The organism is Microbispora sp. H10949, from assembly GCF_014161435.1.
Classification (GTDB): domain Bacteria; phylum Actinomycetota; class Actinomycetes; order Streptosporangiales; family Streptosporangiaceae; genus Microbispora; species Microbispora triticiradicis.
In genome coordinates, this window is sequence record NZ_JABBWZ010000003.1 from 223,522 (window position 1) to 235,438 (window position 11,917).

General features: G+C 73.4%; 11 protein-coding genes. 5 read left to right on the forward strand and 6 right to left on the reverse strand.

All coding sequences use genetic code 11. The features are described from left to right. The first annotated feature begins 96 nt into the window (after positions 1-96). From HHX40_RS08520 to HHX40_RS08535, 4 genes are all read left to right on the forward strand, one after another. A complete protein-coding gene (locus HHX40_RS08520) occupies positions 97-2,139 on the forward strand; it encodes a hydantoinase/oxoprolinase family protein (RefSeq protein WP_182880093.1) in 2,043 nt (680 codons plus the stop codon). Continuing rightward, positions 2,129-3,961, forward strand: coding sequence for a hydantoinase B/oxoprolinase family protein (locus tag HHX40_RS08525; protein ID WP_182880094.1), 1,833 nt, complete (start codon positions 2,129-2,131; stop codon positions 3,959-3,961). Before HHX40_RS08520 ends, HHX40_RS08525 begins: the two co-directional genes overlap by 11 nt. A 90-nt stretch (positions 3,962-4,051) precedes the next feature. Further along, positions 4,052-4,207: a hypothetical protein gene (locus HHX40_RS08530; protein ID WP_165900867.1), complete on the forward strand. Its 156-nt coding sequence runs from the start codon at positions 4,052-4,054 to the stop codon at positions 4,205-4,207. 226 nt (positions 4,208-4,433) lie between these two features. After that, a complete protein-coding gene (locus HHX40_RS08535; protein WP_182880095.1) occupies positions 4,434-5,918 on the forward strand; it encodes a carboxyl transferase domain-containing protein in 1,485 nt (494 codons plus the stop codon). 23 nt (positions 5,919-5,941) lie between these two features. On the opposite strand, the gene HHX40_RS08540 is transcribed toward HHX40_RS08535, so the two are convergent. From HHX40_RS08540 to HHX40_RS08565, 6 genes are read right to left on the reverse strand one after another with little or no spacing between them, the layout of a single operon-like run. After that, entirely contained in the window at positions 5,942-6,418 is a 477-nt protein-coding gene (locus tag HHX40_RS08540) for a hypothetical protein (RefSeq protein ID WP_182874202.1), read from the reverse strand. Next, positions 6,415-6,873, reverse strand: coding sequence for a hypothetical protein (locus HHX40_RS08545; RefSeq protein ID WP_244361334.1), 459 nt, complete (start codon positions 6,871-6,873; stop codon positions 6,415-6,417). Before HHX40_RS08545 ends, HHX40_RS08540 begins: the two co-directional genes overlap by 4 nt. A 10-nt stretch (positions 6,874-6,883) precedes the next feature. Next, positions 6,884-7,675: a carbon-nitrogen hydrolase family protein gene (locus HHX40_RS08550; RefSeq protein ID WP_182880096.1), complete on the reverse strand. Its 792-nt coding sequence runs from the start codon at positions 7,673-7,675 to the stop codon at positions 6,884-6,886. Beyond that, the gene (locus tag HHX40_RS08555) at positions 7,605-8,633 is read right to left on the reverse strand and encodes a DUF418 domain-containing protein (protein WP_220498866.1); all 1,029 of its coding nucleotides are present in this window, start codon (positions 8,631-8,633) and stop codon (positions 7,605-7,607) included. The genes HHX40_RS08550 and HHX40_RS08555 overlap by 71 nt, the downstream gene beginning before the upstream one ends. Before the next feature lie 20 nt (positions 8,634-8,653). Next, entirely contained in the window at positions 8,654-9,139 is a 486-nt protein-coding gene (locus HHX40_RS08560) for a hypothetical protein (protein WP_117409503.1), read from the reverse strand. Positions 9,140-9,143: 4 nt separating this feature from the next. Beyond that, the gene (locus tag HHX40_RS08565) at positions 9,144-10,844 is read right to left on the reverse strand and encodes a RyR domain-containing protein (RefSeq protein WP_182880097.1); all 1,701 of its coding nucleotides are present in this window, start codon (positions 10,842-10,844) and stop codon (positions 9,144-9,146) included. A gap of 183 nt (positions 10,845-11,027) precedes the next feature. Between HHX40_RS08565 and HHX40_RS08570 the strand changes: the two genes are divergently transcribed. Beyond that, complete coding sequence (locus HHX40_RS08570) at positions 11,028-11,912, forward strand: alpha/beta fold hydrolase (RefSeq protein WP_208758856.1); 885 nt, start codon at positions 11,028-11,030, stop codon at positions 11,910-11,912. Positions 11,913-11,917: the final 5 nt, after the last annotated feature.

Consider the following 11,917-nt stretch of genomic DNA (forward strand, 5'->3'; position numbering starts at 1 on the left):
AGGCGGTCCGGGTAGGCAGGGTGTGACGACGGTGTCCTGATTCTTCGGCAGAGTGCGCCGGTTCTTCCCGGTGGCGGCGCTCGATAGACACTGAGCATGTCCATCCGCATCGGGGTAGACACCGGCGGCACCTTCACCGACGTCGTTCTCGTCGACGAGGAGTCCGGCCGCGTCGTCACGACCAAGACTCCCTCCACTCCTGCCAACCCGGCCGATGGTTTCATGGCAGGCGTGCACAAGGTGCTGGAGACCCATGGGGGGTCCCGCGACCTCGATGCCGTCGCCGCCCTCGTCCACGGCACGACCGTCGCCACCAACCAGTTGCTGGAGGACCGCCCGGACGGCACCGCCCATCTGGGGTTCGTCACCACCGAGGGCTTCGAGTCCGTACTGGAGATCGCCCGGCAGAGCGTGCCGGACGGCTACGGCAACTCCTACTTCTGGGTGAAGCCGCCGCGGATCGTGCCCGTCCACCGGGTGCGTGCCGTGGGGGGACGGCTCGACCACCTCGGCCGCGAGGTCCGGCCGTTCGACGAGGAACAGGCCGCGGCCGCCGCGCGGTGGTTCAGGGAGCGGGGCGTCACCGCGATCGGCGTGTGCTTCCTGCACTCCTACGCCAACCCCGCCCACGAGCGGCGGATGCGCGAGGTGCTGGAGCGCGAGCACCCGGAGGCCGTCGTCTCGCTGTCGAGCGACGTGCTGCGGGAGTACCGGGAGTACGAGCGGTCGGTGACCACGCTGGTGGACGCGGCGGTCAAGCCGATCATGCGGCGGTACATCGAGAACCTGTCCGAGCGGCTCGGCCGGCCCTTCTCCGTCATGAAGAGCAACGGCGGCGTGCTGTCGGCGGCCGAGGTGGTGCACCAGCCGATCACGACCGTCCTGTCCGGCCCGGCGGCGGGCGCGCTCGGCGCCGCGCTGGTGGCCGGCGCCGCCGGGCATCCGAGCGCGATCACCCTCGACGGCGGCGGCACCTCGACCGACGTGGCCGTGGTGGTGGACGGAGAGCCCTCGCTGACGACCGAGGGCAGGATCGGCCGCTATCCCTGCAAGATCCCGATGATCGACATCGTCACGGTCGGGGCGGGCGGCGGGTCCATCGCCTGGGTCTCCCCGGAGGGGACGCTGAAGGTGGGCCCCCGGTCCGCGGGCGCGGACCCCGGGCCGATCTGTTACGGGGCGGGCGGCGCCGAGGTGACGGTGACCGACGCGCACGTCTTCCTCGGCCGGGTGCCGCCGCACCTGCTCGGCGGGGAGATCCGCCTCGACGTCGCCGCGGCGCGGGCGGGCGTCGAGGCGCTCGCCGCCCGGCTCGGGCTGACCCCCGAGCACTGCGCCACCGGGATCCTGGAGATCAGCGCGTTCAACCAGTCGAACGCGATCCGGCAGATCACCGTGCAGCGCGGCCTCGACGTGCGGGACTTCCCGCTGGTCGCGTTCGGCGGCTCCGGCCCGCTGCTGGCCTGCAGGCTGATCGACGTCCTCGGGCTGCCCGCCGCGATCATCCCGCCCGACCCGGGGAACGTGTCCGCGTTCGGCCTGCTCACGGTGGACGTGAAGAACGACTACGTCCGCACGCACGTCACCCGTGAGCCGTCGCCGCGGGCGCTCGGCGAGATCCTCGCCGGCCTGGAGGCCGAGGCGGCGGACGCGCTCGGCCGCGAGGGCTTCGCCGAGCACGTGTACGCGCGCACCGCCGACCTGCGCTACTACGGCCAGGCGTACGAGGTGCGGGTGCCCGCGCCGGACGGCCCGGTGGACGAGGCGTGGCTCGCCGTGGTCGCGGACCGGTTCCACGCCGAGCACGAGAGGCTCTACGGGTACGGCTACCGCGACGATCCCCGTCACGCCGTCGAGTGGGTCAACCTCCGGGTGTCCGGCATCGGCCCGATCACCCGGCCGAAGCTCGCGCGCAGGCCGTGCCAGGCGGACGAGCCGAGCCCGGTCGGGACCCGTGACGTGTACTACGAGCGGTGGGGCAGGACCGTGGTCTACCGCCGCGACGACCTCGGCGCGGGCGCCATGGTGCGCGGCCCCGCCGTCGTCGAGGAGTACGGCTCGACCCTGCCGGTGCATCCCGGCTTCACGGCGACCATGGACGACTACGGCAACCTCGTGGTGGTGAGCGATGACCGGTAGGACCGCCGACCCCGTGCTCGTGGAGATCGTGGAGGGCACGCTCGCCTCGGTCGAGACGGAGGTGGAGACGGCGATCGCGCGCACCGCCCGCTCGCCGATGATCCGCGACGCGCACGACTTCCGGGCCGGCATCCACGACGCGCGGCTGCGCAAGCTGACCGGCCGTTCCTATTCGGCGCTGGTGCAGCCGGTCGTCCGCGACTTCCCGATCGAGACGATGCGGCCCGGCGACGTGTTCTTCCACAACGACGTCTACCTCTCCGAGGGCGGCATCGGCCACCTGCCCGACCTGTGCGTGACGGTCCCCGTCTTCCACGAGGGTGAGGTCGTCGCGTTCGTCCAGGCCTTCGGCCACCACGACGACATCGGCGGCGCGGTGCCGGGATCGATGCCGTCGCACGCGCGCAGCGCGTTCGAGGAGGGCCTCATGGTCCCGCCGATCAGGTTGTGGGACGAGGGGGTGCCCAACCGGGCCGCCCTCACGATCATGACGCGCAACTCGCGCATGCCCGACTCGCTGGCCGGGGACCTCGACGCCGAGTGCTCGGCCTGCCTCATGGGCGCCCGGCGGCTCGGCGAGCTGTTCGGCCGGTACGGCCGGGAGGCGGTCGAGGCCTGCTTCGACGCGATCATCTCCAAAACGACCGAGACCTTCCGGCGGGAGCTGCTCGCGAAGATCCCCGAGGGGGTCCACGTCTGGGAGGACTACGCCGAGCACGACGGCGTGGACGAGCCGCGGCTGCACACCCAGCGCATCACGCTGACCGTCGACCACTCCGCCGGCACCCCGCTGACCATCGACTTCACCGGCACCTCGGCTCAGGCCAAGGGGCCGATCAACCACGCCGGCGACTACGCCGAGGGCGTCTTCCTGAAGAAGTGGCTGGCGCCGATCCTGCGCAACCTCGCCGACACCCCCGAGCGGATGGCCGAGCTCGACGTCAACGAGGGCGTCGTACCGCTGATCAGGATGGTCTTCCCGGAGAAGGGCACCCTGCTCACGCCGATCTTTCCCGCGCCCACCAACGCCCGCACGTTCGTGATCCTCCGCCTGCTCGGCGTGCTGGCGGGCGTGCTGGCCAAGGCCACCGGCGGCCGGATGCCGGCCGACCAGGAGACGATCCGCTACACCGGCGTGTACGGCGAGTCGGACGACGGGCCGTACCTCATGCGCGAGGTGCTCGGCGGCGGGTCGGGCGGGCGCTGGTACGCCGACGGGGAGGACACCATCCACGTCGTGCCCGACAGCCGCAACATCCCCGCGGAGTTCGCCGAGGCACGCTGGCCGTTCCGGGTCGAGCGGCTGGGCCTGGCCGTGGACAGCGGCGGGCCGGGGGAGTTCCGCGGCGGCCTCGGCTACGACAAGCACATCCGGATGCTGCGGGACGCCTCCTTCATGTCGATCGCCGACCGCTCGATCCTGTCGTGCTGGGGCGTCAACGGTGGCCGGGCGGGCCGTCCCTTCCAGGTCACGGTCGACGGGGTGGAGATGGAGGGCCTGGTCGACGACTTCCCCGTGCGCGCCGGGCAGGTCATCCGCATTCGAACGACCGGGGGAGGCGGCTGGGGCTCGCCGTACGACCGGCCGGCCGAGCGTGTGGCCGACGACGTCCGCGACGGGAAGGTCTCCTTCGAGGGCGCGCGCGACGACTACGGCGTCGTCCTGACCGGCACCCGGGACGACGTCGTCGTGGACGCCGAGGCGACCGCGCGCCTGCGGGAGCGGCTGCGGGAGGCGCCGCCCGCGGCCTTCTTCGACCGCGGCCCCGGCTATCCCCGGCTCTCCGGCGGCCTCCCGCACGCCGAGGTCGACATCGTGTGAACGCCGGCGACGCCCGGAGCCGTCCGGGATTGGCGGCGGTGCCGTTGGGTAGCCGTTCAGTGACGGCACAAACAGGATGGTGAGTTCGAAATGGCGAATATCGTCCAGCGCATCAGGGAGTACCTGCAGACCCCCAAGGGCCGCGAGAACATGGAGAAGGCCAAGACGATGGCCCGCGATCCCGAGAACCGGCAGCGGCTGCGCCGCCTGATGGACCAGGTGCGCGGTCACCGTACGCCGCGCTGAGGCGTCCCGGCCGTACGGCGGGCGCGGGGCTCCCCGGCCCCGGCGGCGCGGCCCGTACGGCGGAGCGGCGGGGCCGGTGGGGATGATCAGCTGGACACCGGCCCCCTAGTACCGAAAATATGCGGCACAAGGGATAGTTCGCGTATCGGGAAGAGCTGATCGCCGAGATGGAGAAGCCGCCTGCGGCGCACGGGCACCGGCGCGTGGCGCCGGGGCGGCGGCCGTCGTGACCAGGCCGGGCGCGCGCGCCCTGATCGCGCGGGTGCTCGACCCGCACTCGTGGAAGTCGTGGGACGGGCCGCCGCTCGACCGGGCCGCGCCGGGCTCGGAGTACGCGGCCGAACTCGCCCGGGTGCGGGCCAGGACGGGATACGACGAGTCGGTCGTCACCGGGGAGGGGACCCTCGACGGCCGCCGGGTCGCCGTGATGGCCTGCGAGTTCTCCTTCCTGGCCGGTTCGATCGGGGTGGCGGCGGCCGAACGGCTCGTCCGGGCCGTCGAGCGGGCCACCTCCGAACGGCTGCCGCTGCTCGCCGCCCCGGCCAGCGGCGGCACCCGGATGCAGGAGGGCGCCCTGGCCTTCACCCAGATGGTGAAGATCACCGCCGCGGTCGGCGCGCACCGGGCCGCGGGGCTGCCGTACGTCGTCTACCTGCGCCACCCGACCACGGGCGGGGTGTTCGCGTCGTGGGGGTCGCTCGGGCACGTGACCGCGGCCGAGCCTGGCGCGCTGATCGGCTTCCTCGGGCCAAGAGTGTTCGAGTCGCTGCACGGCTACCCGTTCCCCGAGGGCGTCCAGGTCGCGGAGAACCTCCACGCCCACGGGCTGGTCGACGCCGTGGTCTCGGCCGGGGACGCCCGGGAGATCGCCATCAGGGCGCTGGCCGTGCTCTGCGCGCCCCGCTCGGGGCTGTCGCCGGGCCCGGAGCCCGAGGAGGCGGCCGAGCCGGTCCCGGCGTGGGAGGCGGTGACCCGCTCCCGCCGCGACGACCGGCCCGGCATCCGCGAACTGCTGAGACACGGGGCGCGCGACGTGACCCCGCTGCAGGGCACCGGCACCGGCGAGCGCGACCCCGGCCTGCTGCTCGCGCTGGCCAGGTTCGGCTCGGCGCCCGCCGTCGTCCTGGGCCAGGACCGGCGGCGGCGCGGGGGCAGCGGGCTCGGCCCCGCCGGTCTGCGGGTGGCCCGGCGCGGCATGCGCCTGGCCAGCGAACTGGGCCTTCCCCTGGTCACGGTCGTCGACACGGCCGGGGCGGCGCTGTCGAGGGCGGCCGAGGAGGGCGGCCTCGCCGCCGAGATCGCCCGCTGCCTGGCCGACCTCGTCATGCTCGACGCGCCGACCGTGTGCCTGCTGCTGGGGGAGGGCGCGGGCGGGGCGGCGCTGGCCCTGCTCCCGGCCGACCGGGTCGTCTGCGCGCAGCACGCCTGGCTGTCCCCGCTTCCGCCCGAGGGCGCGTCGGCGCTGCTGTACCGGACCGTGGACTTCGCCCCGGAGATGGCCGCGGCCCAAGGCATCCGCGCCACCGACCTGCGCCGCGACGGCATCGCCGACCGGGTGGTCCCGGAGCGGCCCGACGCGGCGTACGAGCCGGAGGCGTTCTGCGGCCGGGTGGCCAGGACGCTGGAGCACGAGATCGCCGGCCTGCTCGCGCGCCCGGCGGAGGACCGGACGGCCGCCCGGTACGCCCGCTACCGCTCCCTGGGCCTCTGACCGGCCTTATCCGGGAGGCGCCGTCATCGGTCGCCCGGCTCCTGGCCGTCCGGCCGGTCGGCGGCGAGCGGCACGGGCACCCGTTCCACCCGGACGGCGTGCACCTCGTCGCGGGGCACCACCACCTCGTACGCGCCGTGGTCCACGAGCCAGTAGCCGAGCGCCTCTGCCTTCAGGCCGTTGTGACCGGTGTAGGCGATGTGGAGGCCGCCCTCCCCGCCGTCGCCCCCGTCGTCCTCGTCCAGCACCAGGCAGGGCTCCCCGCCGAACGCCCCGACCGTACGCAGCAGGGTGAGCCGGTCCAGCGCGGACCGGTCCACCCGCAGCCGCCAGTAGCCGCCGGCGGCGGTGAAGCCCTCCTGCGGCGCCTCGCTGAACAGCACCACGTCGTCGCTGCCCGGCCCGAGCGCCGCGGCGTACTCCCGGTCCCGGTAGAGGGCGACGAACCCCAGGCCGACCGGCTCGCCACCGCTGATCGGGGCGCTCGCAGGGCCGCTCATCGGGCCGGCCGCCACGTCAGGCCGTCGTACGCGGCGAAGGAACGCGCGGCGCCCGGCGTGAGGTGCACGATCTCCGCGCCCGCGGGGATCGGCATCGGCATCGTGTGGAACTGCGGCACCACCTGCTCGCGCGAGGCGGTGAACCCGTTCCCGGTGAAGGGCGGTGCATCGCTCCAATCCCCGCCCATGTGCTGGCCGTACGGGACGACGTAGGTGTCGATGTCCCGGGCGTCCCACCGCATGACGTACAGCTCGGGCACGTCCGGCGTGAGCTCCGACCCGTCGAAGCCCAGGTCGAGGGCTTCGACGAGCGCGGCGGGCGAGGTGAGGCGGTCGCAGTCCTGCACCCGGTAAACGTACCCGGAGATGATCGTGCGCCGGCCCGACAGGTACGGCACGAGCAGCCGCGGCGGAATCACCTTCTGCATCCGCGTCCTGTGTCCCGGCTCGTTCATGGGGGGTAGTTTACGATCTGTCGACACCCAGCCGTCGGTGTTCCAGCGAGGGGAGGGTGGCGCGCGCGGTCGCCGTCCAGGCGGGGTCGATCTCCGCGACCAGCACGCCGGGGCCGGGGCCCAGGTCGTGGCGGGCGACGCCCATCGGATCGACGAGCATGCTGCGGCCGACACCGAACCCGTCCGGTATGGCGGGATTGGGAGCCTGACCGACGGCGATCGTGCAGGTGGTGTTCTCGATGGCCCTGGCCCTGACGAGGGTCGTCCAGTGGTCCTCCTTGAGCGGCCCCGAGCCCCAGGCGGCGATCACCGCGAACGTGTCCGCGCCCCGGTCCACCAGCGCTCGCGCGAGCTCGGGGAACCGGACGTCGTAACAGGTGATCAGGCCGATCCTGAGCCCGGCGAGCTCCACGACCACCGGTTCGTCCCCCGGCGCGACCAGGTTCGACTCCTTCGCGCCGAACGAGTCGAAGAGATGGATCTTCCGGTAGGCCGCGCCGAGCGAGCCGTCCGCCCGCAGGGCGACGGCGGTGTTCCACACCCGGCCGTCCTCGGCGGGTTCGAAGACGCCGGCGATGACGGCGACGCCGTGCTCGCGCGCCGCCTCCGCGAGGCCGGTGACGAACGGCCCGTCCAGCGGTTCGGCCGTGTGCGTCACGCCCCGGCCGAACCGGGTCAGCGTGGCCTCGGGGAACACGGCGAGGTCCGCTCCCGGCACCCGGGCGAGAGCGTCACGCACGGTCTCGAGGTTGGTCTTCGGGTCGTGGTCGACGGGGATCTGGCACAGCGCTATGCGGGTCACGGCTCCCAGTCTGCCCGGCGGGCGGCTCTCCCCACCAGGTGAGCGTCCGCCACACCCGCTCCAGCGGGCCGTACCGGTGGCGGGCCAGCCACCACCGGCAGAAGGCGGCCTGCGCGGCCAGGGTCACGACGGTGAGCCCCACGACGACGGCGCCGGAACCGCCGGCGGCGGGCGGCGGCAGCGCCACCGCGATCACCAGCGTGCCCGTCACGTAGTTCGTCAGCGCCATCCGCCCCAGTGCCTCGAACAGGGCCGTCCGGCGGGCGAGCAGCAGGAACGCCGCCGCGTAGGCGGCCGCGCCGCTCACCGCCGCCGCCTGGTAGACCCCGCCGCCGGGCGGCGCGTGGTTCCACCACCAGGTCAGCCCGGCCGTCAGCGCCCCAGCCGTTCCGCAGACGGCGGCGAGGACCCACGTCCCGCCCAGGTCTCCCCAGCCGCCCGCCACGCTCGGGGCGGCGGCCAGGCCGAGCAGGAACAGCGCGCTGATCAGCACGTACGGCTCGGAGTCGAGCAGGGCGGCGGCCAGCGTGCCGCAGCCGAGCAGCAGCACCACCCACCGGGGCAGCAGGCTCGCCGGGAGCAGGACCGCCACCCCCAGCAGCGCGTACGGCAGCAGCACCCCGCCGGGATGGACCACGGTGTGCGCCGCGCCCAGCACGGCCAGCACGGCCAGGCGCCGCAGCAGGACGACCCGGGGGCGGGCCGAGCGTTCCCGGGCCGAGCCGAGGAACAACGCGAAGGACAGGCCGAAAAGGAACGCGAAGATCGGGTAGAAGCGGCTCTGGACCAGGTTCTCCATCACCCAGCCGAACGGGGACAGATCACGTCGCTCCGCCGTCCGCTGCCAGGTGTTCACCAGCATGATCCCGCAGACGGCGAACCCGCGCAGCGCGTCGACCCGCCGGATCCTGCCCACCGCCGCGCCCCTCGTCATGCTCCCCGTCACGTCTCCTGTCACGTCTCCTGGCATGCTCCCCGTCAGTTCCGCCGCGAGCCGGGCGGCCAGAGCACCAGCACCCGCATGTCCTGCTCGCGGGCGTGCGCGACGACGTCGGCCGTGCCGCCGAGCCCGCGCGCCGGCAGCCCGTCCCAGACGGCGAACAGTTCGTCCGCCCGTTCGAGCATGAACACCGCGGCGGCCATGTACGCCACCGGCTCCGGCCGGCCGAACGGCATCAGGTGCACCTGCCGCGCGAGCGGGAGCAGGTCGTCGTACGCCGCCCGGGCCGCCCGGGGCAGGCTCTCCCGGTATCCGGCGGCGGGCACGACCACGTCCAGGTCACCACCCACGCGTAGCACCTCCCTGGCGAAGAGCTGGTCGGCCCCCTCGGCCAGGCAGGACAGGCCCACCAGCGGCAGGGCCCGGCCGGCGAGCACGGCCCGCAGGGCGCGGCGGACCCGCACGGCCGTGTCGTGCGGGAGGCCCCGATGGCCGGTGAACGCGATCCTGGCCGTCCCGCTCACTCGTTCAGCCGACCCGTACGATCTGGAACCCGGCGGTGGACAGGATACGCGGCAGATTCCGCACGGTGTCGCGGTCCTTCTCCTTGGCCGCGTCCGAGATGTCGTCCCAGCCGCCCAGGTCGGGGTGCCTCCTGGTCTCGGTGTCGCGGACCGGGCCGCGGGCCCACCCGTCGGCGATCAGGTCCCGCAGCCACCGTTCGTGCTCCATCATCGCGAGCTGCTCGATCTCGTAGTCCTTGAAGGCGAAGTGCAGCTCGGGCTCCACGCGGGGAGCGAGGGCGCAGCCGATGCTCGTCAGCTTGCGCCCGATGTCCTCGGCCTGCCGCCGGTTGGCCGCCCGCAGGTGCGGCGGCAGGCTCTCCCACGGGACCAGCGACGGGTTGGTCGCCCGCACGTGGCGCCGCGCGGTGTTCTCCGCCACGTAACTGTCGTGGATCGCCCGGGCCAGCGTCTCCACCAGATCCTCTCCGATGAGCTGCGGATCACCGGCCTCCTCGTTGACCGCGAACACCCGCAGGGCGCCGGAGAGCCCCTCCAGCAGATGGACGCTGTCGAAGGCCCGGCTGAAGGTGCCGGCCTCCTCGACCCGCACCACGAGCGATCCGGGCCCGCAGTTCCACAGGCGCGGCGAGGTGAGCGCGGTCTTGAGCGCGAGGTCCTGGTCGTCGTGGCACACGAACACCCGTTGCGGCGGCTCGGCCGGCAGCAGTTCCCCGAGCGGCGGGTTGCCGAGCGGGAAGTCGCCGGGTGGCGCGTCGTGGGTGGTCAGCGCGCACACATCGGCCACGAACTCGAATCTGTGGCACAGGGCCCGGACGGTCCGCGCGGCGTGGGCGTCGATGATCGTCACCGGCAGCGGGCCGGGGGAGGGGGCCAGCCGCCGTCTGCGCGCCATCTCGACCAGCAGGCTGCGGCCGAAGGCGTCCAGCCCGATGAGGACGACCGGCTGTTCGTTCACGATCGGGTGCCGGTCGAGGAGCACCCGGGCGGCGAGCTCGTCCAGGTTGAAGAAGTCGAGGCGCAGCCGGGGCCGGCCCGGGAGGCTCAGCCGGCGGGCCCGCAGGGCGGCGCACAGGTCGGGGTCGGTGATCAGGGCGTACGCCGACAGCGGATGCCTACCGCCCGGTCTGGCCACCCCGTGCGCCGCGAGGGCGATCGCCGTGTTGGCCGAGCTGTCCGGCTCGCAGGCGTACAGGACGGAGGCCCGCTGGATGCCGGCGGCCCGCAGGGTGGCGGGGCTGCGCGCGTCACCCCTGACGTAGAGCACCTTGCGGTCGCCGACGGCGGCCACCGGAGCCGAGCCGATCAGCACGATCCGCGTGCTCGCCGCGCGCAGCCGCTCCACCAGGGCCACGGCCGCCGATCCGGAGCCGCACACGACCACGTGCTCCTTCGACCTGCGTGCCCGGAACCGGCGGAGTTCGGCGGCGAAGAGCAGACGGGCTCCGTCCACCAGTGTGTAGACCGTGACGCCGGGCGCGGCGAAGCGGGCGAACTCCAGCGCCGACGGCAGCGGGCTCGGGTCGTCGAGCGGCGCGGAGTCGAACACGAACAACTGCAGGTCCCAATACAAAAGATCCAGTGGGGCCGAAGGCAGGTCCAGGGTTTTCGCATATGTATTAAGGCCGATATATCCGGTCACCAATGCGGCCACTGCGAGCCCCGCGAATACCACACGCACCACGTAGCTGGCGGGAAAGGTCATAAACGCCCTTCCTTCCCTGGTCGGCACGTGCCCTTTCGAAAATAACCCGCCATTAGGAAGCGCTCCAGGGCCGTCCGGAGAAAGGTGTTGCCGTTCCGAGGCCGACGGGGTCTTTCCTGCCACGTCCGTCCGATGGATGCTGGACTCGAGATCCTTCGACGATCGCCACGGGAGGGCCGGGCGTTGACGGACGGGGTGTGGTCGGCAGACGGCGAGCGGCGCCTCGCGGTCGCGCAGCGGGGGAAGATCCACGGGGGAAGACCGGTGTTCCTGCTGCACGGCACGCCGGGCAGCCGGATCGGCCCTCTGCCACGGGAAGGCCTGCTCTACCGGCTCGGCGTGCGGCTCATCACCTACGACCGGCCGGGGTACGGCGCCTCCGACCGGCACGAGGGCCGCAGCGTGGGGGACGTCGCCGCGGACGTGGCGGTCATCGCGGACCACCTCGGCCTTGACCGCTTCGCGGTGGTCGGCCGTTCGGGTGGCGGGCCGCACGCGCTCGCCTGCGCCGCCCTGATTCCCCACCGGGTGACCCGAGCCGCGGTCCTCGTCGGGCTCGCCCCCCGGGAGGCGGAGGGGCTCGACTGGTTCGACGGCATGACGGAGGGCAACGTCGCGGAGTACATGACCGCCATGCAGGGGCGGGCGCGGCTCGCGGCGCGGCTCGTCCCGACCGCGGCCGAGATCCGCGAGGACCCGGTACGGCTCGTGAACTCCCTGTACGACGAGCTGACGGAGTCGGACCGGAGCGTGATCGCGGACGCCGGCATCCGGACGATGCTGGTGCAGAACTACGCGGAGGCCGTGCGGACCTCCGCGTACGGCTGGATCGACGACGCGATGGCCTTCTGCTCGCCGTGGGGGTTCGACCCCGCCGACATCAGGGTGCCCACCCTCCTGTGGCACGGCGAGGACGACGTCTTCTCACCGGTCAGCCACTCCCGCTGGCTGGCCGGGCGGATACCGACCGCGACGGTGCGCATCCAGCGGGGCGCGGCGCACTTCCACGCCCTGCACGTGCTGCCCGACCTGCTGGGCTGGCTCGCCAGGGACGGCCGGGCGGCCTGACCGCG

Coding starts and splice junctions, on each gene's coding strand:
- HHX40_RS08540 (WP_182874202.1), bottom strand. CDS start 6,418: ATGAGCGGCCCTGCGAGCGCCCCGATCAGCGGTGGCGAGCCGGTCGGC.
- HHX40_RS08525 (WP_182880094.1), top strand. CDS start 2,129: ATGACCGGTAGGACCGCCGACCCCGTGCTCGTGGAGATCGTGGAGGGC.
- HHX40_RS08520 (WP_182880093.1), top strand. CDS start 97: ATGTCCATCCGCATCGGGGTAGACACCGGCGGCACCTTCACCGACGTC.
- HHX40_RS08565 (WP_182880097.1), bottom strand. CDS start 10,844: ATGACCTTTCCCGCCAGCTACGTGGTGCGTGTGGTATTCGCGGGGCTC.
- HHX40_RS08530 (WP_165900867.1), top strand. CDS start 4,052: ATGGCGAATATCGTCCAGCGCATCAGGGAGTACCTGCAGACCCCCAAG.
- HHX40_RS08545 (WP_244361334.1), bottom strand. CDS start 6,873: ATGAACGAGCCGGGACACAGGACGCGGATGCAGAAGGTGATTCCGCCG.